The sequence below is a fragment of the Paenibacillus swuensis genome, from assembly GCF_001644605.1.
GTDB lineage: Bacteria > Bacillota > Bacilli > Paenibacillales > DY6 > Paenibacillus_N > Paenibacillus_N swuensis.
This window is the reverse complement of record NZ_CP011388.1, coordinates 3,705,344-3,727,840: the sequence shown is the minus strand read 5'-3', so window position 1 is coordinate 3,727,840 and position 22,497 is coordinate 3,705,344. Positions and strand designations below refer to the sequence as shown.

At 48.7% G+C, this 22,497-nt stretch carries 23 protein-coding genes; 4 read left to right on the top strand and 19 right to left on the bottom strand.

Annotation, left to right across the window (positions count from 1 at the left end):
- The first annotated feature begins 70 nt into the window (after positions 1-70).
- On the top strand, positions 71-1,603 hold the full coding sequence (locus tag SY83_RS16560) for a phytoene desaturase family protein (protein WP_068608526.1): 1,533 nt from the start codon (positions 71-73) through the stop codon (positions 1,601-1,603).
- 61 nt (positions 1,604-1,664) lie between these two features.
- On the opposite strand, the gene SY83_RS16555 is transcribed toward SY83_RS16560, so the two are convergent.
- Together SY83_RS16555 and hrpB are read right to left on the bottom strand one after the other, a co-directional pair.
- Entirely contained in the window at positions 1,665-2,114 is a 450-nt protein-coding gene (locus SY83_RS16555) for an SRPBCC family protein (protein WP_068608524.1), read from the bottom strand.
- 31 nt (positions 2,115-2,145) lie between these two features.
- Entirely contained in the window at positions 2,146-4,680 is a 2,535-nt protein-coding gene (gene hrpB / locus SY83_RS16550; protein ID WP_197479876.1) for an ATP-dependent helicase HrpB, read from the bottom strand.
- 175 nt (positions 4,681-4,855) lie between these two features.
- Here hrpB and SY83_RS16545 point away from each other — a divergent pair, with 175 nt between their 5' ends.
- On the top strand, positions 4,856-6,022 hold the full coding sequence (locus tag SY83_RS16545; protein ID WP_068608520.1) for an iron-containing alcohol dehydrogenase: 1,167 nt from the start codon (positions 4,856-4,858) through the stop codon (positions 6,020-6,022).
- Positions 6,023-6,080: 58 nt separating this feature from the next.
- On the opposite strand, the gene SY83_RS16540 is transcribed toward SY83_RS16545, so the two are convergent.
- The 7 genes from SY83_RS16540 to SY83_RS16510 all read right to left on the bottom strand — a co-directional run bounded on the left by SY83_RS16540 (position 6,081) and on the right by SY83_RS16510 (position 11,240).
- Positions 6,081-6,506 (bottom strand): hypothetical protein, encoded by a 426-nt coding sequence (locus tag SY83_RS16540; protein ID WP_068608519.1) that lies wholly within the window; start codon positions 6,504-6,506, stop codon positions 6,081-6,083.
- Positions 6,507-6,615: 109 nt separating this feature from the next.
- On the bottom strand, positions 6,616-7,290 hold the full coding sequence (locus tag SY83_RS16535; RefSeq protein WP_068608517.1) for an SOS response-associated peptidase: 675 nt from the start codon (positions 7,288-7,290) through the stop codon (positions 6,616-6,618).
- Between the two features lie 85 nt (positions 7,291-7,375).
- Positions 7,376-8,833, bottom strand: coding sequence for a nicotinate phosphoribosyltransferase (locus tag SY83_RS16530; protein WP_068608515.1), 1,458 nt, complete (start codon positions 8,831-8,833; stop codon positions 7,376-7,378).
- A 66-nt stretch (positions 8,834-8,899) separates the two neighbouring features.
- The gene (locus SY83_RS16525) at positions 8,900-9,541 is read right to left on the bottom strand and encodes an NUDIX hydrolase (RefSeq protein ID WP_231891279.1); all 642 of its coding nucleotides are present in this window, start codon (positions 9,539-9,541) and stop codon (positions 8,900-8,902) included.
- Positions 9,542-9,690: 149 nt separating this feature from the next.
- Entirely contained in the window at positions 9,691-10,188 is a 498-nt protein-coding gene (locus SY83_RS16520; protein WP_068608511.1) for a hypothetical protein, read from the bottom strand.
- Positions 10,189-10,326: 138 nt separating this feature from the next.
- Complete coding sequence (locus tag SY83_RS16515; RefSeq protein WP_068608509.1) at positions 10,327-10,530, bottom strand: YwbE family protein; 204 nt, start codon at positions 10,528-10,530, stop codon at positions 10,327-10,329.
- Positions 10,530-11,240, bottom strand: a complete 711-nt coding sequence (locus SY83_RS16510) for a DUF6483 family protein (RefSeq protein WP_068608507.1) — start codon at positions 11,238-11,240, stop codon at positions 10,530-10,532. Before SY83_RS16510 ends, SY83_RS16515 begins: the two co-directional genes overlap by 1 nt.
- 141 nt (positions 11,241-11,381) lie before the next feature.
- On the opposite strand from SY83_RS16510, the gene SY83_RS16505 reads away from it, so the two are divergent.
- Complete coding sequence (locus tag SY83_RS16505) at positions 11,382-12,425, top strand: phosphotransferase (protein WP_068608503.1); 1,044 nt, start codon at positions 11,382-11,384, stop codon at positions 12,423-12,425.
- Positions 12,426-12,462: 37 nt separating this feature from the next.
- Here the strand turns inward: SY83_RS16505 and SY83_RS16500 are convergent, their stop codons facing one another.
- Positions 12,463-12,969: a TraR/DksA C4-type zinc finger protein gene (locus tag SY83_RS16500; protein ID WP_068608501.1), complete on the bottom strand. Its 507-nt coding sequence runs from the start codon at positions 12,967-12,969 to the stop codon at positions 12,463-12,465.
- 92 nt (positions 12,970-13,061) lie between these two features.
- Complete coding sequence (locus tag SY83_RS16495) at positions 13,062-13,709, bottom strand: DUF1796 family putative cysteine peptidase (protein WP_068608500.1); 648 nt, start codon at positions 13,707-13,709, stop codon at positions 13,062-13,064.
- A 118-nt stretch (positions 13,710-13,827) separates the two neighbouring features.
- On the opposite strand from SY83_RS16495, the gene SY83_RS16490 reads away from it, so the two are divergent.
- Entirely contained in the window at positions 13,828-14,802 is a 975-nt protein-coding gene (locus SY83_RS16490) for a YpdA family putative bacillithiol disulfide reductase (protein WP_068608499.1), read from the top strand.
- Positions 14,803-14,852: 50 nt separating this feature from the next.
- On the opposite strand, the gene SY83_RS16485 is transcribed toward SY83_RS16490, so the two are convergent.
- The 8 genes from SY83_RS16485 to SY83_RS16450 form a co-directional block, all read right to left on the bottom strand.
- The gene (locus SY83_RS16485; protein ID WP_068608497.1) at positions 14,853-15,683 is read right to left on the bottom strand and encodes an aldo/keto reductase; all 831 of its coding nucleotides are present in this window, start codon (positions 15,681-15,683) and stop codon (positions 14,853-14,855) included.
- Positions 15,684-15,712: 29 nt separating this feature from the next.
- The gene (locus SY83_RS16480) at positions 15,713-16,681 is read right to left on the bottom strand and encodes a quinone oxidoreductase family protein (protein ID WP_068608495.1); all 969 of its coding nucleotides are present in this window, start codon (positions 16,679-16,681) and stop codon (positions 15,713-15,715) included.
- Between the two features lie 114 nt (positions 16,682-16,795).
- A complete protein-coding gene (locus SY83_RS16475; protein ID WP_082882578.1) occupies positions 16,796-17,572 on the bottom strand; it encodes a transporter substrate-binding domain-containing protein in 777 nt (258 codons plus the stop codon).
- A gap of 102 nt (positions 17,573-17,674) precedes the next feature.
- Positions 17,675-18,394 carry a response regulator transcription factor gene (locus SY83_RS16470; protein ID WP_068608491.1) on the bottom strand — a complete coding sequence of 240 codons (720 nt, stop codon included), beginning with the start codon at positions 18,392-18,394 and terminating at the stop codon, positions 17,675-17,677.
- 117 nt (positions 18,395-18,511) lie between these two features.
- Positions 18,512-19,537, bottom strand: coding sequence for an ABC transporter ATP-binding protein (locus tag SY83_RS16465; RefSeq protein WP_068608489.1), 1,026 nt, complete (start codon positions 19,535-19,537; stop codon positions 18,512-18,514).
- The gene (locus SY83_RS16460; RefSeq protein WP_068608487.1) at positions 19,537-20,550 is read right to left on the bottom strand and encodes an ABC transporter ATP-binding protein; all 1,014 of its coding nucleotides are present in this window, start codon (positions 20,548-20,550) and stop codon (positions 19,537-19,539) included. The genes SY83_RS16465 and SY83_RS16460 overlap by 1 nt, the downstream gene beginning before the upstream one ends.
- A 15-nt stretch (positions 20,551-20,565) precedes the next feature.
- Positions 20,566-21,495, bottom strand: coding sequence for an oligopeptide ABC transporter permease (gene opp4C / locus SY83_RS16455; protein ID WP_231891278.1), 930 nt, complete (start codon positions 21,493-21,495; stop codon positions 20,566-20,568).
- Between the two features lie 17 nt (positions 21,496-21,512).
- On the bottom strand, positions 21,513-22,484 hold the full coding sequence (locus tag SY83_RS16450) for an ABC transporter permease (protein ID WP_068608485.1): 972 nt from the start codon (positions 22,482-22,484) through the stop codon (positions 21,513-21,515).
- Positions 22,485-22,497: the final 13 nt, after the last annotated feature.

The window sequence follows — 22,497 nt, the reverse complement described above, 5'->3', positions numbered from 1 at the left end:
AGCCTATCCGCATACAGGATGAAGTTATACATATGTTTACTATAGAAAACTAAAGGAGCGTGGAATCCTCATGTCCAACAAGACGCAACAAAGTAAAAATGTCATCGTGGTCGGAGGTGGTTTGGCCGGTTTATCGGCCGCCATTAGGCTTGCCGGGGACGGACACCAAGTAACCGTATTGGAACAGAACGAAAGAGCAGGCGGCAAGCTGAATATCCGCTCAGGCAAAGGATTCACATTCGATACAGGTCCATCCATTCTCACTATGCCATGGGTGCTGGAGCAGCTGTTCGCAAGCTGCGGCCGTAAGCTTGAAGATTATATGACCATCAAGCGGGTTGAACCGCAATGGCGCACCTTTTTTGAAGACGGCACCGTACTCGATTTAAGTTCGGATTTGCCGGCCATGATGGAACAGATTCGCGCCCTTTCCCCCGATGATGCCGGTAAATTCCTTGATTACCTGCAATATTGTTACAAGATGTATGAGTTATGCACTAACAGCTTCTACAAAGAAAGTCTGTCCGGCATCGGCGACCTCCGTTCTCTTCATTCGCTGCGCGAGCTGCTGGCGATGGACCCTCTGCGATCCATGGATCAGGTGACTTCCCGCTATCTCAAAGATCCGCATCTACGGCAGTTGTTCAACTTTATGATCATGTATATTGGCTCATCTCCGTATGGAGCGCCAGCCATTTTGTCACAGTTGACTTATGTACAGTTAGGGTTGGGAATTTATTATGTGGAAGGCGGCATGCGCAATATTGCGGAAGGGATGCTGAGATTACTCGGGGAACTCGGCGTTGAAGTGCGCACGGGCTCCAAAGTCACCGAAATCACCTCCAACGGGAAACAAGCTTCTGGAGTCGTATTGGAATCGGGGGAACAACTCTCCGCGGAATTAATCGTATGTAACCTGGAAGCGATTCCTGCCCACCAAACCATTCTGGAGACGCATCCTCAAGCCGCCAAAACCTCGGCTAAACTGGAGAAATTCGCTCCGACGGTATCCGGTCTGGTCTTGCTGTTAGGTGTGAATCGCAGGTATGACCATTTGGCGCATCATAATTTCTTCTTTTCCAAAAATCAGGAACAAGAGTTTCATGACCTCTTTACGGCAGGAATTCCTCCTGAAGATCCGACCGTATATGTTGGTATTTCCAGTAAATCCGACGCTTCCCAAGCACCGGCAGGCAAGGAGAACTTGTTCGTGCTAACCCACGTTCCTCCGCTCAAGCAGGGAGAATCCTGGGAATCGTTCAGGGAAACCTATCGCGAGAAGGTGTTGACGAAACTGGAGCGAATGGGCTTGGAAGGATTGAGGGAATCCATCGAATTTGAGTATCAATTTATTCCGGACGACCTTAGGCGTTTATACGGTTCTAACGGCGGTTCCATCTATGGCGTCGTAACCGACCGCAAGATGAACGGAGGCTTTAAAATCCCTAGCCGGAGCGAATTGTTGGATAATGTTTATTTTGTAGGAGGCTCCACCCATCCGGGAGGCGGCGTTCCGATGGTTACCCTGTCAGGTCAGTTGACGGCGGATTTGATCCAGAACGATCTGCAAGGTAAAGCTATGGGGACAAGCAGTGCTGGGTAAGGAATAAGGGGTACTAAGCATAAACAAGCTGCCTAATCTGGCAGCTTGTTTATTGTGCTAGCTATTCTTTATTTTCCGCAATTTCTTTTACACGTAACACAAAACGCTTCACTACTTTCGAGCTCACCATCAGAAGCAGCACATGCACAAACCATTTCAGCGCTTTGTTAGTTGCTGTATATTTAAACAGGGTTACATCCGGGCTTACACGGGTCATTTCATATTTGGCCGTAATATCAAACATCTTAGCCAGAGCGAAGCCTACCTTTAACACTTTATACTCCGGTGTATCCGTATATTCCAACGTCTCCACATCGTACTCTTCAACGCGCTTGCCCTCTTGATACTTTTGCCTATAGACGCTGCCGATCTGGTTCTCTGTAACCTTCAAGGGTTTGTTCTCGACAACTTGAGGCATCATCTTTTGCATATTCTCCAAGGACCCGTCAAACAAAGCCCATACGCGTTCAATCGGTGCATGGATTTCAATCGATTCCGTCCATGTTTTCATAACAAATGCCCCTCCTTTTATGTTAAACACCTTAAGCTTTGGGTCTCGTCCGGCTTGTTGCGGGTGCCTCCAGAGGATTATCCGGCCAGTAATGCTTGGGATAACGACCTTTAAGGTCTTTGCGAACTTCATAATAGGCGGTTTTCCAGAAGCTAGCCAAATCTTGTGTAACCTGAACCGGACGCTGTGCCGGAGAGAGCAAATGAATCGTTAAAGGCACGCGTCCACCGCCGATTCGGGGTGTTTCTTTCCATCCGAACAACTCTTGAAGACGCGCCGCCAGCACCGGTTGATCCGGATTACTATAATCCAGCGGTACGCGTGATCCGCTCGGTAACGTCATATGCGTAGGCACCATGTGATTCAGTTCCACACGTTGTTCATAGGATATAAGATCCGCCAAGGCTTCAGTCAGCGGGATTTTCTGGAGGTCACTGCGAGATTTCATTCCGTAAGCATGCGGACCCAACCATGTTTCTAAATTGTCCAACAGTCCCGCCTCCGATGCATCGGGCCATTGCTCCGGGTTTACCTTATGCATAAACTGCATTCTTTCCTGCATCTGTCGCTCAGGACGCTTCCAAGAGAGCATATCCAGCCCGTTCAGCCGAATACCCTCCATGAGAACGGTTAGGACCCTCTCCGGATCAGGATTTTCCATAGGCGTTTCCTTCAGGAGCAAGCCCCCCAGCAGCAATCGCTTACGCGCCCTGACCGCACGGGCTGAATTATCCCATTCCATGATTTCCTCATGACGAATATCGGTTTGAAAGTGCTCTTCGATATGTTCCAGACTGAGAGATGCCGCAAGATATATTCGACTCTCGACCCCTTGATCATCCAGATCAACAGCCACAATGTAACGATCGTAAGCCAGAGCTTGTCCTGCTTCCATAGCCGCCCCTCTTCCGTTCGCCAACGTAAAGCGGCCGGAGCTTCTTAATTGCGCTATGCGGTCCGGGTATGCCCAACCCAGCATGACACCGACATCACCGGTATACGCCTGCTCTTTCTCAGACTGGTTTGATTGTGCCTGCGACGACCGCAACATGCGAATAAGGTGGTCCGCCTCTGTGATAATGCGCCGACATAATGCCGAATCCACTCTCAGACCGCCTAGCGATTCCGGCAATTCTCCCCGCCATTGCCTAGCTTCCTGCAGTATCGAGGCTCGCTTCATTACATCCACATTCGGCACCGATCGATCGTAACGGACGATATCCCGCTCCCTCAGTAACGCCGCCAAGTCGCATGCCTGCCGGCTCCAGCCCATCTCCTGCGCGCGCAATAACATATGCGCCAGCCGCGGGTGCAGCCCGAGCTCCGCCATGCGATGCCCGTGCGGCGTAATCGCGCCTGCCTCGGTCAACGCGCCGAGGCGGCGCAGAAGCGCCCGCGCCTGGGCGTACGCGGGCGCCGGCGGCGGATCCAGCCAGCTCAGCTCGTCTGGATCCGCCACACCCCACGCCGCTAGAGCTAACGCCAGCGGCGCCAGATCCGCCTCGAGCACCTCCGGGGTGCTGCGGGGCTCGAGGCGAAGATCCTCCTGCTCCGTCCACAGACGGTAGCAGATGCCCGGGGCGGTGCGGCCTGCGCGCCCGCGCCTTTGATCTGCCGACGCGCGCGAGACGGGAACCGTCTCCAGGCGCGTCATGCCCGTGCGCGGCGAGAACCGCGGCACGCGCATGGTTCCGCCGTCGACGACGATGCGTACGCCGTCGACGGTGAGACTCGTCTCCGCGATCGATGTCGCGAGGACGACCTTGCGCTCCCCGGGCTTCGCGGGAGCGATGGCGGCTTCCTGAGCCGCCTGGGGCAAGCTGCCATAGAGCGGCAGCACGCGCACGCCGGGGCTCACGCCGCTCAAGCCCGCTTGCGCGCGGCGAATCTCCGCCGCGCCCGGCAGGAACGCCAGCACGTCGCCTTCGTCTTGTGCCAGCGCCTGCTGTACCGCCGTCACCACGGCGTCTTCCACCCGGACGCCGGCGCGTCTGGGCAGATGCCGTGTTTCCACAGGAAACATCCGCCCCTCGCCTGTAACGACAGGCGCGTCCCCCAGAAGAGCAGATGCCGATTCCGCATCCATGGTCGCGGACATGATCAGCAATCGCAAATCCTCCCTGAACAGGCTTTGGGATTGAAGGCACAAGGCCAATCCGAGATCCGAATGCAGACTTCGCTCATGAAACTCATCGAACAATACCGCACCAATTCCGTCCAAGGATGGGTCCTGTTGCAGCATTCGCGTTAAAACCCCTTCGGTAATAACCTCAATCCGGGTATGCGCGCTCACTTTCGTATCATGTTTCACACGGTAGCCAATGGAATCCCCGACCTTTTCCCCGCGGAGCTTAGCCATATAACCGGCCACGGACCGGGCGGCCAACCTTCGTGGTTCCAACATTACAATCTTCCGGCCGTTTAACCACGGCGCCTCCAGCATGGCCAAGGGAACCCGGGTTGTCTTTCCCGAGCCCGGCGGCGCAACGAGAACGGCGTTGGGCCTTAAGGTCAACGCTTGGTTCAGCGGGGCGAGAACTTCGTCTATAGGTAACATTTTAAACATATCCCGCCTTTAAGCCATCCATATTAAAAGCACAGGAGATGCTCCTGTGCTGATTCACTAAGTACTCGACATTTCACTTCCTATATCATAACAACATCAGACATTGCTGTACACTTGCTACCGGATATCCATGTAGTATAATATTGCTCTTATTCGCATCAAAAGGAGAATGAACATGCAGTCATTTATGCAACACAATCCGACACGTCTCTGGTTTGGACACGAACAGATCGGACAGCTGAAACAAGAACTGGGTAACAAAGGAAAACGGGTGCTGCTGGTATACGGCGGCGGCAGTATTAAGAAGAACCGCGTTTATAACGCTGTACTATCGGAACTGGAACAGATGGAAGCCGAAGTGATTGAGTTATCCGGAGTGGAACCCAATCCCCGACTCACCACTGTGCATAAGGGCATTGACATTTGCCGTCAAGAAAAAGTCGACTTCATTCTTGCTGTCGGCGGCGGAAGCGTCATTGATTGTGTCAAAGCCATCTCTGTAGGTGTTTACTATAACGGGGATGTTTGGGATATTATCACCAGAAAAGCGTCGGTAGAACAAGCTTTACCGTTTGGCACGGTCCTCACGCTGGCTGCGACAGGCTCTGAGATGAACAATATCTCTGTCATAACGAACTGGGAAATGAACGAGAAACGGGGTTGGGCAAGTCCTTTGGCGTATCCCGCATTTTCAATTCTGGATCCATCTTATACCTATTCTGTTCCCCTCGATCAAACGGTGTATGGAATTGTTGACATGATGTCTCATGTACTTGAACAGTATTTCCATCGCACTGAACATGTTCCTATGATGGATCGATTTATGGAATCTGTGCTGCTTACAATAATGGAAGCGGCTCCTGACCTGATCCGCGAACCGGATAACTTTGATTTGAGGGCTACGATCATGTATGCGGGCACTACGGCATTCAATGGTTTACTTTCCAGCGGTACAGACGGCGGGGATTGGGCATCTCACCAGATTGAGCATGGACTGTCAGCCGTTTATGACATTCCTCACGGCGGCGGCCTCGGAATCATATTCCCGAATTGGATGAGTCATTGCGCTGAGGAAGACCCCTCCCGCATGAAGTTGCTTGCAATTCGAGTGTTTCAGGTTGATCCTTCAGGGAAAAGTGATAAGGCCATCGCTCTGGAAGGCATTGCGGCATTACGTGAGTTTTGGAATTCACTCGGAGCACCGAGCCGCCTAGCCGATTACAATATTGACAGTTCCCGGCTGGATGAGCTTGTCGAGAAATCTTTTATGAAACCCCAAGTAGGGTCCTATAAGATCATGACTCGTGATACCGTACGGGATATTCTAATCAGATCCATGTAATGCTTGTTCTGGATAAACAAAGAATCCCTCTTACCGACTGAGGGGTTCTTTGCCATATTTAGTTCTCCCTCGAACTGTTCCACAATGAACGAAAGCGTATAGCCGCAATCATCATAATCAGCAGGTTAACGGCATGAATGCCAACGCCCTCCCAGCTTTCTGTATCTCCCGATAACAATCCTAACATGGCCCATAGACCAAGCGGCGCGATCTGAATTAAAGCCAGTATGATTAGGAATAAAGGAATATATAAGTTCGAAATCTGAAAGTGGAGCCTTCTGAGAAGCAACAATCCCAGCACCGCCACCCCAAGACCGATGGAGATATCAGACCAGAACGAAACCGCCTCCCACTGAGAACCCGCCTCATTCCCCAAAATCGCAAACCGAAAATGATCCCGATCCAAATACAAGGAACCTGTTATAATGGCCAACCATCCTGACAACATGGCGCTTCCCCAAGGGATTGTAACAATTCGGGTCACAATAGTTCACCTCTACTATGAAATATATAGGTTAATTTTAACATATATGAACAAGTAAAATAACCCTGCACCCGGTACACCGGGACAACAGGGCCATTTTGAAATACATCTAAGATTTAATTAACGCCCATCCCGAGGGATAAACTTCCACACAGTCCGGTTGTTGATGTTCCGTATTATTTACCAAGGTTGTAACAGGGTAGGCTTCCATCAGATGTTCACCCGTAGGTTGAAGCATCCATTCCAACGCGGCCGTATTGGTAAAAGTCGGATCCAGCCAGGCGTCAATATCCTTGTCCTGCATCATGACAGGCATCCGGTCCCCATAGGCGGAAACAACGGCATTCGGCTTTGTGGTCAAAATTGTGCAAGTGCGCACCTCTTCTTTCTGCGGAGTTAACCATACATCATATAGTCCTGCAAAAACAAACACTTCGCGGTTTCGCAATACAACTCGAAGCGGCTGCTTTACTTTCCCTTGGTCACTCCAGGCATAGAAGCCGGTAGACGGTATAAGACAACGCTGTTTCTTTAGCAGACGTTCAAATATTGGTTTATCATGAATCTTACGACAGTCGGCGTTGATGGAATCTTTGGCCCAGAACGGATAGAGTCCCCAGCGAAACTCATTCATGTACCTTGTGGACTTATGTTGGGCTATGACAGGCACCTCTTGGGTCGGGGAAATATTATATCGCATGGCGTGTGTACATTCCGTTTTGTGAATGCCGTATCGATTCGTGATCTGTTCAAGTTCTGCCGTGAGAGAATACCGTTCGCACATATGGATACCACCTCTTTTTTTAAAGACAGTATCCGCAATTTGGTAAAAACTATGCACGAACGCACGACCTATCCTCTTAACTCCACTACTCTTTCCGTTGTTTCTTTACAGATTCCATAATATCCATCCGATTTTTCCAGCAAGCCGGGCTTAAATCCACAGGATATTCTTCAGGATGTAGCGATCTTAAATACTCATCCCATAACAGCGGCAAATTACGCGCCAGATGTTTTCTTGCATCCTCAGCCGTAGGCAGCGGCCGGGTCAGCGCTCCTGCTTCCATGATGGTATGGTGCAGTGATATCGCTTCAAAGTTGGATACGGTCTTGCTTAGGTACGTATGTACAGGGTGGAACATGAAGAGGGACGCTTCTTGATGCGGATCCTCACCTTCCAGTGCGATATAATCCCCTTCCGACCGTCCTGTCTCGTTATTGATAATGCGATAAACCTGCTTCATGCCCGGTGTGGAAATTTTCTCCGGATTTCCGGATATTTTAATCACATCCCGCATGCCGCCGCGATCATCTTCCACCGCGACCAGCTTGTACACCGCGCCGAGCGCCGGTTGATCGTACGCTGTAATCAGCTTGGTGCCGACTCCCCAGGCGTTGATCTTTGCCCCTTGGGCACGCAGGTTGAGGATTGTGTACTCATCCAGATCGTTGGAAGCGAATATACTCGCTTCCGTGAAGCCCGCATCGTCCAGCATCTTGCGGGCTTGCTTGGACAAGTAGGCCAAGTCGCCGCTGTCGAGCCGGATTCCTAAGAAACGGATCCGGTCTCCCATCTCCTTGGCCACCCGAATCGCGTTCGGCACGCCGGATTGCAGCGTGTCGTACGTGTCCACCAGAAATACGCAGTCGCGATGATGCTCCGCGTATTTGCGAAAAGCCGTGTATTCGTCCGGATAAGCCTGGACGAATGCATGCGCGTGCGTGCCGGCGACGGGGATGCCGAATCGTTTGCCGGCGCGCACGTTGCTGGTCGCGTCGAAGCCGCCGATGTAGGCTGCCCGCGCACCCCACACCGCCGCATCCATTTCCTGGGCGCGGCGTGTGCCGAACTCCAGCGCGATCTGCTGGCCGATGACCTGCTTCACACGGGACGCTTTCGTGGCGATCAGCGTCTGGTAGTTGACGATGTTCAGCAGGGCTGTTTCAATCAGCTGCGCTTCGGCCAGCGCAGCTTCAATGCGAATGAGCGGCTCGTTCGCGAAGACAATCTCACCTTCAGCCATGGCGCGCACGGTTCCGCGAAACCGCACTGTGCTTAAATAAGAGATAAACTCCTCGTCGTATCCGAGCTCATCCTGCAAATAGGCAAGATCACTATCGCTAAAGCGAAAGTTCTGCAAATAATCGGCCATACGCTCCACGCCCGCAAACACTCCGTATCCGTTGCCGAATGGAAGCTTACGGAAATAAACTTCAAAGACGGCCCGTCGTTCATGAATACCGTCCGCCCAATACGCCTTGGCCATATTGATCTGGTACAAATCGGTATGTAAAGCATAACTGTCATCCTGGTAACTATTCTGCATACCATGCCTCCTGAAGTTCATTGTTAACAGATTTCACCACTTGAGCATAGAACATACGAAATGGATTTAAAGGTTTTTGAACACATTATCGACATGCGTGTACAGACGTTCATAGTAACCAATACCATGCGGGGTGAAATCCGTGAATTCCGCAGCAAAAGTATGCTCTTCAATGCATCCCGCCGAATCCACACGAATACCCGCAGCTTGAACAGAGGTACGTTGCTCCGCCATCATCTCTTTAAATTCCTTCAGATCAATCCAATAGATTCCTGTGACTTCCTCTGCCTGCATAACGTATGCCTCCAAGGGTTTATCACATTTATAAATAAAGAGATGACAGAATTCCCGGTCCATTCCCCCGCCCGCAATCGGATGTTCCTCGGCGTAAACGCCGCAATCGTGAAGTTCCTCAAAAGACACATTCACCCCAAGTTCCTCATACAATTCACGTTGACCTTCCCTAACAGTCTCCCCTGCCTGCAGATGACCCGCGCACGAAATATCCAACAAGCCTGGAAACGTATCTTTGCGGGGATGTCTCATTTGAAATAATAATGATATTCGACCCTCATGTCCCTTGTTGCTAACGATCCAGCATTGAAACGTAGCATGCCAATGCCCTTTCGCATGGACCTCCCTGCGCGGCATGATGCCTATTTTGTTGTACTCTTTGTCGAAGATATCAAACAGTTCTTCTTCTGGCACGGCCTTCACCATCTCTTTTTTTGGACTATCATATCATAGAAACCGCCCAGCACTAAGGTCAGGTTCTAATGAGCAATAAACGTCAATATCTCCATATTAAAAAAATAACCCGGAGCTAAGCTCCGGGTTTCTCGCATTCATGATTTACCTTATGGAATAAATTGTTGAATGATCTTCACAACGACCCCGTTCTTCACCACAAGATGATATGGAAAATCTCTTACGGTTTCATCCGTCGTCATCAGCTTACGAAACTTGGTTAACGATATTCTTTCATTCAATACGATTTCCGCATCTTCTATATTACCTGTGCGGTTATAAAACTGCATAATCACTTCAGCGTTAGGCGAAATGGTTAATTTCCGCAGTTTGGTATTGTCATTCACAATATAATATCCGTCGGGAGCTCCGTCCAGACCGGAATCCGGTTCATTTTGCATAAAGATACGATCCGCGCTCGCACCCTCATACCATTCAATATAATCCGCAACCACATAGGCTTTGCCGTTCTGTGTCGGGATCTGTTCAATGTAGGCCGTGTGTACGTTAGGTGATGGCTTTACGGGAACATATTGTTCTTCCGTTGCGGCCGCTGTATTGGCGAATAATAGGGTCAGAGCTGCTAATCCTGCTGCTAATTTCTTCATCTTAATCTTTCCCCTCTTTAGGTATAATCATTTGTTTATCGTAGAAAAGCTTATACTTTCTATTAACGCAATTCTATGATTTAGAAACGTAAATATACCTTAAGATGTTGCAGATTATGATTTAGTTATATTTCCCAGTCAGCTTTGCGGAGATAAAATTTCTTTCACCCTGCCTACTTGTCCGTCCGAGAGCCTTACTTTGATGCCATGTGGGTGATTTGGCGAATTCGTCAACAAGTCCTTTACCGTCCCCTTCGTTAACTTTCCGGTTCGTTGATCTTGTTTCAATACTATGTTTACTTCCATTCCTGGCTTAATCTGGTTGCGTACTTGACCGTTCATTATTCTTCATCCTCTCTAAGGTGCCTGTGTGCTTCTAATGGTGCGTTTGTGTGCTGATAGGTTTGGATCCATTCCCGTTGGCCGGCGTCTACTTCTTCCCTCGCCAAATTTCCCTTGAGAAGCTGTGCATCAGTATATCCGGAGAGCTGACTATAGAAATTCATTCCTAAAGAGTACCAGTTCTCAGCCCCCTTGCCAGGAAGTCGGTAAAGCACATCCTCTGCTGCATCATACCGATCATTTCGAACAAAATAATGAAATAACATCGTATCGGTAGCGGCGGGTAAGGCGATCCCGCTTCGCTTAAGCGTCTCAGCCAACTCACGGATTGACTGAACCGTAATCCCGGAAGGATTATATCCTTCTTCAGCTGCGGAGAGGAATAAATAGAGTGATTTTCTCCAGGCTTCGTATTGGTTGTCAAGCTGGCCCGTATCCCCGTATAAGTCCGCTTGATGCTGTAACAGGAGTGCGGCGGCATACATTTTATCCGCTTCCGGAACTCCGTTAACACTCATGACTTTCCTGCAATGCTCTTCACTGACGGACAACAGCAACCTCGATTTAGGCAAAAAAAGCTTCAGCAACTGTTCATCGATCCATAGCATCGCTTCCTCATGTTTATTCTGTTTACGCAAGTGCAGCAGTCGCGTTGCCAATGCCTCTGTCATCTGCTCAATCAACCTCAGCATATAATCACGTTGGTACATACGCGTGTCCCTCTTCCCCCGATTGATCACTCATCTGTCGATTATAACAAGTCCGCTTCCCAGAATCCAATTGTGAATCCTCAATCTCTGTACTACAATAATGAAATACTTTAATTCGGCAGAACGAGTGAGGGAAATTAAATGATGGAACAGTCACAATCTTCCGTTTCCGAAAAACAGATTCAGCAGTTACTTGAGCAATATGAACTCGGCTCTGAGCTTGAGATTAAGCATGAAGAAAGCGGCTTAAACAATACCACACGCTTTATTTACGCCGGGGATCGCGTGTATGTGCTGCGTGTTTACGAAAATCATCGGGATGCGGATAAAGTAATGTATGAACACGCCATTATGAGGACTTTGGCTGACATGGACTTGCCTTTTCATGTCCCCGCAATCATCCCTGCAGCCTCTGGTTCTACATACGCTTGTCATAGTAACGGGAAGCTGGCTGTTTTGTTTGCCAAAGCGGAGGGGCGCAGACCGATGGCTGAACAGATCGATCACGCTTACTTGCTGGGTAAAGCAGCAGGTCACTTGGTTGAGGCGCTCGCCAAAGTCAAACCTCCGGTAGAGGCTTCCTACTTACCTTACTATGAGATTTACGAGGTTCACCACCTGATGACACGCGACCAACTGTTTCATATCGGGGACCTAACGGAATTGAAATCATTCCAGCAGGAACTTGAAACATTGCTAAAGGCGGTAATCTCTTTCGAGAAGAAAGCAGAATCTTTGCGTCATTTACCTATGCAGATTGTGCACAGTGATCTTGTATTCAGCAATGCGTTAATCGACGGCAACCAAGTCACCTTGCTTGACTTTGAATTTGCCACGGTTGAATTACGCGCTATGGAACTGGCGGTAACCCTTTCCGAGTTTCTTCAGCCAGATTGGCGCTCAACCGAAATTCAAGACCGCATGTCTGCCTTTCTTAAAGGCTATATAGAAGCAAGCATGCTTTCGCTTAAGGAGACTGAAGCTCTTCATGATTTAGTGAAACTGCGTCTCATTGTTGTGTTCATCCATTTCATGGGAAGATACCTCGAAGGGTTGGATTCCTTGGATCAGCTCCAAAAACATATTTATAAATCCGCATGGGGTATCCGGTGGTTGGATCACAACCAAGATTTATGGCAAGCAACCGTTTCTCTCATTACACAAAGAGAACCCAAGTCTGATTGAAGACTTGGGTTCTCTTTTCATATGCAATAGCATTCGCTTACTCACTTAGATTTCTGGAATCCTTTGTGGCCGTTCCGTATTCCTCGACACTTTTCCAGGCATCCGCGTCATCCATTCGATTATTCGGCAGTAGCGGCTCCAGAATTTCCTCTTCAACCGGACGACTTTCGTGATCCGCCTGATGTTCCGCATGATCAATACAGTAGCTTGTCTCCGGCAATGCCTCCAAGCGCTCGAACGGAATCTTTTGACCGCATTCTATACATTCGCCGTAATTCCCTGTCTCCATCCTCTGCAGCGCCTCGTTTACCGCATCCAGCTTATCTTGAAAGTGATGATGCATGGACAAATCCCTGCTTTTTTCGAACGTTTCCGTGCCGCTGTCCGCCGGATGGTTATCGTATGTGGATAATTCGCCGGAAGCTTCCTGAACTCCGTCCTTAACAGAGGCTTCATTTCCTTCGACCAGTTCCTGATATTCATGTTGTTCCTCGGTTAAATGTTTCCGCAGCTGTTGAAGTTGATTTTTCGTCAATGTATGCATAAGTGAACCCTCCGTCGTAGAAGTAGATTGATGTTGATTGTATAGAATCTACTTCGTTATTAACCGAGGAAGGCCGGATTTGAAGCATAAGTTCACTTCAGGTGAATATTGGAAAAAATCTCTCCCCACATCGAAGTTTCCCATATACGAGGAATATCCGGAATTTCTAAGGCGCAAACCCGCTTCAGCGGCCATTGTAAGTCGGTCGGCGACTCTGTCTGCCCCGGGATTAACAAGAGGACATGAAACCGGCGCGGGATCCACTGTGACAGAACAGACTCCAATTCTTTAGCTTCCTGCTCTGTTCCATAAAGCCGCACAAACAAGATCATCGAGGATTGATTCATCACCCTATTAAATCTTGCGATTCTCCTGTCCATCTTCGTTCTGAATTCGGCATACGTTGTAAGCGGTCCGGGAGGATTGTTCTCAATGGCAAAATCATGACCGGACACGATCCCGTAAGCCAGATCGTTCACCAGGTAGTTCTTGCCTTGCAGGTCTATGCCGATAACTTGGAGATTCTCCTCCAACATGAAACCGCTGAAGCGATTATGGAACAAGCGGCTAACCTTGGATAGCGGATCTGTAATCATCCAGTCAATCGGACCCGCCATCGTTCTAAGTTGATGCTCCCTTAATTGCAATCCCGTCAAGCATTCGGAACCTAACGAAAATATGACATCATACGTTGTGCGATGAATTTCAGATTGTCTCAACCCGATCACCTCTCTGAACATACTATTGTTATAGTAGATGTGCCGACTCCCATCTTTGCTTGGACCTTTGCGGCATTTGATGACTGTAGGGAGTTCATGTACAATGTGAGAAAACCAGGTATTCACGGAGGAGTCAAACATGGAGGATATTATAGTGATCGGCGCGGGTCCATGCGGTCTGTCCGCAGCGATTGAACTTCAGCAAGCGGGTTTTCGCCCCTTAATTATAGAAAAACATAACATTGTTCATTCCATTTATCTTTATCCAACGTATCTCCAATTCTTTAGTACACCGGAGTTACTGGAAATCGGGAACATTCCGTTTACTACGCCTCACGAGAAACCTAACCGTCAGGAGGCTCTTGCATATTATCGCAATGCGGCCAAGCTGCACCAACTGCGTATACAATCGTATACCGAAGCTGTAGCCGTCCGGAAGAATGATACCATCTTTGAAGTCGAGACCATACGGCAGAACGGGAACAAAGAAACATTAAAGGCCAGTCATGTCGTGATTGCAACAGGCTACTTCGACCACCCTAATCGATTAGGCATTCCGGGCGAAGATTTACCGAATGTCACACATTACTACAGAGAAGCTCATCCTTACGCGAATATGCGCACACTCATTATCGGAGGTAATAACTCCGCTGTGGACGCTGCTATGGATCTGTTGCGTGTCGGGGCTGAGGTTACAATCGTTTATCGGGGTGAACAGCTATCGGCCGGCATTAAACCATGGGTTAAGCCCCTCTTCGAAAGTATGATTGAAAAAGGTCGAATCCGTATGTTACTCGGCTCTCGCGTAGTGAACATCGAGGAACAGACCGTGACCGTTGACATTGGAAACAGTCAGACCGAAGTAATCGCAAGCGACTTCGTGCTGGCATTAACCGGCTTCCGTCCGGACCGAACGTTGTTGGCTACAGCCGGCATTCACTTAACCGAAGGTCAGACGGTTCCGGATTATAACCGTGACACAATGGAAACGAGTGTTCCCGGATTATACATTGCCGGTGTCATTGCATCGGGGAGTAACGCCAATGAAATCTTTATCGAATCTGGACGGCATCATGGTAAATATATAGCTCAACATCTGATTACCAACCCATGACAAAGGGCAGCCCCTGGTCTTTATGACCTGAAGAGCTGCCCTTTTCTTGTTTAGAAATCAAAATTATCCGGATCCGGTCCCGTACGTTCATTTTTGTTTAGCGCGTCGATTGCCGCCATATCTTCATCACTCAATTCGAAGTCGAAGATCTGCGCATTGGCCTCAATGCGTTCTTGTTGAACAGATTTCGGAATGGTGACGACCTCATTCTGTAAATCCCAACGCAATATCACTTGCGCCGTGGACTTATTATATTTCCCAGCTATAGCGGTTAACGTCGGCTCGTCCAACAACTTGCCTTGCATTAGCGGACTCCAAGCTTCCAACTGAATATTATGCTCCTCGCAAAACTGCTTAAGTTCAGGCTGAGCCAGACGGGGATGATACTCCACTTGGTTTACCGCGGGAACGACTTCCGCATCCGTCAACAGATCTTCCAGATGAGATACGTGGAAGTTACTTACGCCGATCGCACGTACTCGACCGTTACGGTATAGTTCTTCCAACGCCTTCCAGGTCTCTTTGTACTTTCCTTTCACCGGCCAGTGAATGAGGTACAAGTCAACATATTCCAAGCCAAGTAATTTCAGGCTTGCTTCAAATGCGGCTAGCGTTGTTTCATACCCTTGGTCTGCGTTCCATACCTTCGTCGTAATGAACAATTCCTCTCGCGGAACACCGCTTTCCCGAATGCCCTGTCCCACTCCCGCTTCATTCTTATAAACGGCTGCGGTGTCAATGCTGCGGTATCCGGCTTGAATAGCTCCGGTTACGGCTCTTACCACCTCTTCGCCATCCGCCGCTTGCCATACGCCTAATCCGAACCAAGGCATTTCCACACCGTTGTTTAATACGGTTGTATCTGTAATTTTTGTTGTCATCTTCAATTCCTCCTATGTATTCATTAAGGTTATGGTATCAAAATAATCTTCCCTGTACTCGCCCGGCTTTCCAGGAAACGGTGCGCATCCGCCCCGTTCTCTAGAGCGTAGACAGCTGGTTCCGCCAGCTTCAATTGCCCGCTCCGGATCCAATCAAATAATAGATGGGCGCGACGAATTCGTTCTTCCGCCGTAGTCAGATAACTCCACAGGTCGCCGCCTGTTAACGTCTTGGAGGTATCCATGAGCATCCTCGGATCCACCGGTTCAGGGTCGCCTCCGGCCATACCGTAGAACACGACCGTTCCTTTATCACGGGTTGCCTCAAAACTGTCTTGCAGAGTGGACCCTACGGAATCATAAGCCACGTGAACACCTTCTCCGTCTTTGGAGAAAGCCTTGGCTTCCGCAACCCAGTTATCTCCGTATAGTCCGGCTGCGTCCGCACCGTTCTGCAATACCGCTTCCCGTTTAACAGCGCTAGAGGTAAGACCTATTACGCGTCCGCCCAAAATAGACACCATCTGGGTCAATAAGCTGCCCACACCGCCTGCGGCGGCATGAATTAATACATCATGACCCGCGCTTACTTTAAAGCTGTCCATACAAAGATATTGCGCAGTTAATCCTTGCAGCAGAATTGAAGCTGCCGTATGGAAGGAGATGTCATCCGGCAACGGAATCAGATGCTCCTGAGATGCAACCACCATCTGAGCATTGGCGTATGGGACGTCCGCGAAACCTACTCGGTCCCCCGCCTTAAAATCTGTCACGCCGGGGCCGACTTGCTCGACAATGCCGGCTCCTTCATACCCCGCGATATAGGGAGGATTGCCCAGCAAGTGGTAGTTGCCTTTTCGGCGGTAAACATCCGCATAATTTAAACCAATGGCTTGCAAGGCGACCCGTACTTGGCCTTCACGAACCTCCGGCTGCGGGATGTCGAGATAACGCAATACCTCCGGACCGCCAAACTGTTCGAAACACAGCGCCTTCATCGTCAGTCCTCCATCCGAGAAATCCAGCATCCTTACTTGATGCACGACTATAGTATATCTTTTCTTGAAGCAAAAGAAAAACCCGGAAGATTTCTCTCCCGGGTTCCAGTCCGTTTACTTCTTTTCAAACCATTTCTTAACCAATTCATCCATCTTGCCGCTGTCTTTCATTTCTTTCAATACATCGTTGAAGTCTTTAACCAGTTTGGAGTCTTTAGGGAACGCGATCGCGGAACCGCTCTCCCCTTCGTTCGGTATCGTATTGAATTCGAGGTCGTCGTTGGCGGCTACATAACCCGTAGCAACTGTATCTTCAATAATCGCGGCATCCAGACGGCCGGATTTAATTTCTTGGATAATTTCCGGAATTTTGCCTAAAGGCACAACTTCCAGATTCCCCGCATCGGTAGCGGCGCTTTCCTGAATTGAGCCTAGTTGCACGCCCACTTTCTTGCCTGCAAGCTCCTCCAGAGACTTAAATCCGCTGCCTTTCTTGGTTACAATCGTATTCTTAGCGTCGAAATAAATATCTGTAAATTCAGCGTTCTTCTTACGCTCAGGTGTAGGTGTCATCCCCGCCATAACAAAGTCTACTTTGTCGGAAGACATCGCGGCTAGTAATCCGTCAAAGTCCAGGTTCTGAACTTCGATCTTGTAACCCAACTTATCTCCGATGTAATTGGCGATATCCACATCAAATCCGACAATTTCATTCGTAGCCACATCAATATCTTCATAAGGCGGGTAATCCGCTGAAGTTCCCATGATCAGAACTTTCTCTTCACCCGCTGCGCCGCCTGCGTTATTACCTTCGTTCTTATCAGATCCGCATGCCGACAGCATTGCTGCCGCTAAAATTGAAACCAGAGTTATAGACATCCACTTCTTCATCTTGCCAAGTCCCCCCATGTCCTCTATTCATAAATATTTAATGACACTAATAATTATACCAACATCACGGGAGAGGAGCAACCATCTTTTCCTTCTTAAGCATCAGTTCGTTTGGGCTATGCCGTTCAACTCGAACATGTGGCTCTTCTCTATTTTGTACCCTACGCCCCAGACCGTTTTTATGGAGATTTCGTTGCTGAATTTTTGCATTTTTTTGCGAATTCGATTTAAATGGGAATCAATCATCCGATCGTCTCCCAGATGATCGTAACTCCATACAATGCGCAACAACTCGTTTCGGGATATAATCTGCTCCGGTTTGCTCACCAGCATCCACAGAATAGAGAACTCTTTCCGGGTCAGCTTGATTTCATCCTGATCCATGTAGGCTTTATGGGTGGATTTGTTAATCGTCAACATGCCGAACCGAAGAATTTGTTCTCCTTCCGCTTGGGGATGCGGATGCGTGCGGCGAGACAACACATTGATTTTGCAAAGTAACTCTTTGTTCGTTAAACCGGCGTAATGAACGTCGTCCGCCCCTGCATCATAGAACGCTATGCGTTCGTTCACAGGCATATCCTGACCCAGTATGATAAGGATTGACGGTGTTGTTTGTCTTAATTGTTGACATAGCTCCAATACTCTCACTTTGGAAAGTTTATGACTAAGTACAATAATGTCCGGATTAGACTGGACCGCGCGAATCAGCCCGAATAACCCATCCGACACAGGCTCAACCGTGAAAAAAGAAGCGAAAAAATGCTGGAGATCCAAGCTGGTTTTGTTATCTTCCACAATTAAAAGCATTCTTTTGTTCATTGGGTCCACCCGCTCCTCTTACAAGACTTTGAGAGTCTAATTCCCATGCGTCACTGTTTGTTCACATATTCTACAACCGCCGGTCAATTTCCTTTATTTTACGGTTACAAAATCAAATTAGTTTAAAGGGAAATGGCAAGCGGCGAAATGACCGTTCCCTTGATCAATAAACGCGGGTTCTTCTTGCTTACACCTTGCTTCAGCCAGCGGACAACGGGTATGAAACCTGCATCCCGACGGCGGTGAAATGGGGCTTGGCACATCGCCTTGCAACACCATCTTCGGTAATCCGCGCAGTCTTGGATTCGGGATGGGATTCGATGCAATTAACGCTCGGGTATATGGGTGCTTTGGACGTTCAAACAACTCATCCGCTTCCCCAAGCTCCACCAATTTACCTAAGTACATTACACCCACACGATTGCTGATATGTCGTACGATACTCAAACCATGGGAAACAAATAAGTAGGTGAGACCGAATTGTTTCTGCAGATCTTCCAATAAATTTACAACCTGAGATTGAATGGACACATCCAATGCGGATACCGGCTCATCCAGCACTATAAATTTAGGATTAAGCGCAAGCGCGCGGGCAATACCGATTCTTTGCCGCTGACCGCCGCTGAACTCGTGAGGATATCTGCGAATGTGGTACGGACTCATGCCTACCAGCTCCAATAGCTCCTGCACCCGCTTCTCTCGGGCCGAACGATCCCCCATATGATGTATTTTCAAAACGCGCTCAATGGTTTCACCGACACTTAATCTCGGGTTTAGGGAAGAAAACGGGTCCTGAAATATCAACTGCATTTCTCTTCGCATCGTACGGAGTTTAGAATCAGACAACTGATAAAGATCTTGACCGTTAAATTCAACCGTGCCGGAGGTCGCTTCATGGAGTCTCAGAATGGCTCTCCCAATGGTCGATTTGCCACATCCGCTTTCTCCGACGAGTCCGAAAGTTTCGCCTTTGCGAATATCAAAGGAAACGCCGTCAACAGCTTTCACATAACCTTGAACTCGGTCGAACAATCCGCCTCGAATGGGAAAGTGCTTCTTAACATCACGAACGGAGACAAGAATTTCTGCCTCGTTTGGACTAGAATGAGACTGCGGTTTCGTTAGTTGCGCATTAGTGTTCATTATGCAAGCTCCTCCCATGCTTCGGTATATTTCCAGCAGCGTACGGCTTCCTCGTCGGAATAATTTATGGTTTCCGGCATACTGGAATGACACAGCGCTTTAGCATACTCGCATCTTGGAGCAAATCGGCAGCCATTCGGAAAGTGAAGCGGATTCGGCACGACACCTTCAATGGCGTATAAATTTCCGGTTCGGGGCTGGTTGCCGGGCATCGATCGAAGCAAACCTTCTGTGTAAGGATGCTTGGGATTTTCGAATATAGAAAACACATCATTCTGTTCAACAATCTGCCCCGCATACATAACAACCACACGATCGGCCATCTCTGCTACCACGCCCAGATCATGCGTAACCAGAACAATGGAAGTGTTCATTTTCTCTTTGAGATCTTTCATCAGCTGCAAGATTTGATTCTGTATGGTCACATCCAGCGCTGTGGTCGGTTCATCCGCAATTAGCAGCTGGGGATTGCAGGCAAGCGCCATAGCGATCATCACCCGTTGACGCATTCCTCCGCTCAGCTCATGCGGGTAAGTTCTCACCCTGCGTTCCGGTTCAGAAATCCCCACAAGTTGAAACAACCTGATGACTTCGGCTCTGGCCTGCTTTCGATCCATCTGTTGATGCAGCATGATGGATTCTTCAATCTGATCCCCAACTCTGAACACCGGATTTAGAGAGGTCATGGGCTCCTGAAAGATCATGGAAATCTTATTTCCTCGCAACGCGCGCATTTCTTTCTCGGACTTGGACAGAAGGCTTTCGCCATTAAAGACAATATCACCTGCGGTGATTTTTCCCGGCGGTGAGGGAATCAGTCTCATGAGAGAGAGTGAAGTTACACTCTTGCCGCTTCCGGATTCACCGACAATCGCCAGCGTCTCTCCCTTGTTCAGATGAAAATCAACCCCGTCCAACGCGGGGACGACGCCGTCTTCGGTATAGAAATAGGTTTTGAGATTCGTTACCTGAACAAGTGTATCGGTTTGCGTTTTAGTAGTTGTGGATGCCATCCGTCTGTCTCCCTCCTATTTCTTGGAACGCGGATCCAGCGCATCGCGCAGACCGTCACCGATAAAGTTTACTGAAAGAACCGCAAGGACGATAAAGAGTCCCGGAAATACGGCAATCCACGCATAGTCCATAATGGTCGGCAAGTCTTGAGCACTGGTAAGCATATTACCCCAACTAGGTGTTGGAGGTTGAATGCCTAATCCCAAGAAGCTCAAGGTGGATTCAGCCAGGATGTTTCCAGCAACATCCAACGTTGCAATAACGATAATCGGTCCGATCATATTGGGAAGCACATGATAGAATATGATGCTTGCGTTCGATTCGCCGGATGCCCGAGCCGCTTCTATGTAATCCCGTTCTTTCAGGGAGAGGATTTCCCCTCGAACGATTCGAGCCATACGTGTCCATCCGAATACAGTGAGCGCAATAATAACCGTCCACATCCCCGGTACCATTAATGTTGCGACAATTAACGTGAAGAAGAACGTTGGAGTGGATTGAATAGCATCCACAATTCGCATCATGATATTATCCACCAGACCGCCGAAATAGCCGGATATAGCACCGTACAGTACGCCGATCGTTACCGTAAATGTCATGGCGATGATAGCGACGGATAACGAAACACGCGCTCCGTAGAAAATACGAGTCAGAATATCTGCTCCGTAGGAATCTGTTCCGAAGGGATGAAGGGCGCTTGGAGGCAGATTGGATTCCATAATATCGAATACCTCCGGATCGTGAGGAGATATCCAAGGCGCCATTATGGCCATTAAAACCAGTAAAGCGAAGATAATCAATCCCGCTACAGCCAGCTTATTTTTACGAAATCGTTTCCAGATCGCCGCCGACCGGGTCTCAATCTTGCCGTCTTCCGTCCATTGTTTCTGTTGAGACGGTACCACTGTGGGTTGCATTGCAGGGGCAGGTGTGGGTACACTCATGCGAAATGGCTCCTTTTCTATGATTTGTTATATTGAATTCGCGGATCTGCCGCCGCATAAAGGATATCTGCTATAAGATTACCCATGACAACAAGCACGGATGTAACCATAGTTACGCCCATAATGACTTGGTAATCCCTGATAAATATAGCGTTAATGGAAAGTCGCCCCATACCCGGCCACGCAAAGATTTGCTCTACGATAAAAGCACCGGCGAATAAGTTGGGCAATTCGAGTCCGACAAGCGTAATAATCGGTAACAATGCATTACGCAGAGCGTGTTTAAATATTACTTTGAAAGGTGAGAGTCCCTTCGCCTTAGCCGTCCGGATGAAATCTTGTTTAATGACGTCTAACATGGATGAGCGCATGAACCGGGAGAAGGAAGCAATGAGACCGAAAGAGATTACAAGAGCTGGTAAAGCCAGATGCTTTAGTCGATCGAGCAAATTGAACGTATCAAAATATTCATCGGAACGCATACCGCTCGGAGGGAACCATTCCAGCTTTAGAGAGAACAACAGGATAGCGATTAACGCCAGGAAAAAAGTCGGCACGGCAATTCCGAGAAAGGAGTAAAAGGTGATCAGATGATCTAACTTGGAATATTGCCGTATCGCTGAAAAAATCCCGATCGGTATGGCTATGAGAAAGGAAAGAATCGTAGCCGTAATCATTAATGTTAAAGTGCCCTGGATCCGTTCGAAGATTTTTTCAGTGACTGGACGTCCATCTTCAAAGGAGAAGCCCATATTCCCCTCAAGAATGACCAGCTTTAGCCATTTCGCGTAGCGAATATAAACCGGATCGTCCAATCCGAGTCTTTCCCGGATGACTTCCATTTGTTCCTCAGAGGTTTCGGATTCGGGATCTGTAAACATATCCGCGGGATCTCCCGGAGCAAATGACATCAATGTAAATGAGATGATCGAAATGATGAACAATAAAGGTATCGCTTGAAGTGTTCTTCGGACGATATATACAAACAAAGGGATCCCTTCT

What these genes read in the sequence shown, in the direction of transcription:
- hrpB (WP_197479876.1), bottom strand. Translation starts at nt 4,680, where the DNA reads ATGTTTAAAATGTTACCTATAGACGAAGTTCTCGCCCCGCTGAACCAA.
- SY83_RS16505 (WP_068608503.1), top strand. Translation starts at nt 11,382, where the DNA reads ATGATGGAACAGTCACAATCTTCCGTTTCCGAAAAACAGATTCAGCAG.
- SY83_RS16465 (WP_068608489.1), bottom strand. Translation starts at nt 19,537, where the DNA reads ATGAACACTAATGCGCAACTAACGAAACCGCAGTCTCATTCTAGTCCA.
- SY83_RS16515 (WP_068608509.1), bottom strand. Translation starts at nt 10,530, where the DNA reads ATGAACGGTCAAGTACGCAACCAGATTAAGCCAGGAATGGAAGTAAAC.
- SY83_RS16510 (WP_068608507.1), bottom strand. Translation starts at nt 11,240, where the DNA reads ATGTACCAACGTGATTATATGCTGAGGTTGATTGAGCAGATGACAGAG.
- SY83_RS16495 (WP_068608500.1), bottom strand. Translation starts at nt 13,709, where the DNA reads ATGTTCAGAGAGGTGATCGGGTTGAGACAATCTGAAATTCATCGCACA.
- opp4C (WP_231891278.1), bottom strand. Translation starts at nt 21,495, where the DNA reads ATGAGTGTACCCACACCTGCCCCTGCAATGCAACCCACAGTGGTACCG.
- SY83_RS16500 (WP_068608501.1), bottom strand. Translation starts at nt 12,969, where the DNA reads ATGCATACATTGACGAAAAATCAACTTCAACAGCTGCGGAAACATTTA.
- SY83_RS16480 (WP_068608495.1), bottom strand. Translation starts at nt 16,681, where the DNA reads ATGAAGGCGCTGTGTTTCGAACAGTTTGGCGGTCCGGAGGTATTGCGT.
- SY83_RS16470 (WP_068608491.1), bottom strand. Translation starts at nt 18,394, where the DNA reads ATGAACAAAAGAATGCTTTTAATTGTGGAAGATAACAAAACCAGCTTG.
- SY83_RS16485 (WP_068608497.1), bottom strand. Translation starts at nt 15,683, where the DNA reads ATGACAACAAAAATTACAGATACAACCGTATTAAACAACGGTGTGGAA.
- SY83_RS16535 (WP_068608517.1), bottom strand. Translation starts at nt 7,290, where the DNA reads ATGTGCGAACGGTATTCTCTCACGGCAGAACTTGAACAGATCACGAAT.
- SY83_RS16490 (WP_068608499.1), top strand. Translation starts at nt 13,828, where the DNA reads ATGGAGGATATTATAGTGATCGGCGCGGGTCCATGCGGTCTGTCCGCA.
- SY83_RS16520 (WP_068608511.1), bottom strand. Translation starts at nt 10,188, where the DNA reads ATGAAGAAATTAGCAGCAGGATTAGCAGCTCTGACCCTATTATTCGCC.
- SY83_RS16555 (WP_068608524.1), bottom strand. Translation starts at nt 2,114, where the DNA reads ATGAAAACATGGACGGAATCGATTGAAATCCATGCACCGATTGAACGC.
- SY83_RS16460 (WP_068608487.1), bottom strand. Translation starts at nt 20,550, where the DNA reads ATGGCATCCACAACTACTAAAACGCAAACCGATACACTTGTTCAGGTA.
- SY83_RS16530 (WP_068608515.1), bottom strand. Translation starts at nt 8,833, where the DNA reads ATGCAGAATAGTTACCAGGATGACAGTTATGCTTTACATACCGATTTG.
- SY83_RS16545 (WP_068608520.1), top strand. Translation starts at nt 4,856, where the DNA reads ATGCAGTCATTTATGCAACACAATCCGACACGTCTCTGGTTTGGACAC.
- SY83_RS16475 (WP_082882578.1), bottom strand. Translation starts at nt 17,572, where the DNA reads ATGAAGAAGTGGATGTCTATAACTCTGGTTTCAATTTTAGCGGCAGCA.
- SY83_RS16560 (WP_068608526.1), top strand. Translation starts at nt 71, where the DNA reads ATGTCCAACAAGACGCAACAAAGTAAAAATGTCATCGTGGTCGGAGGT.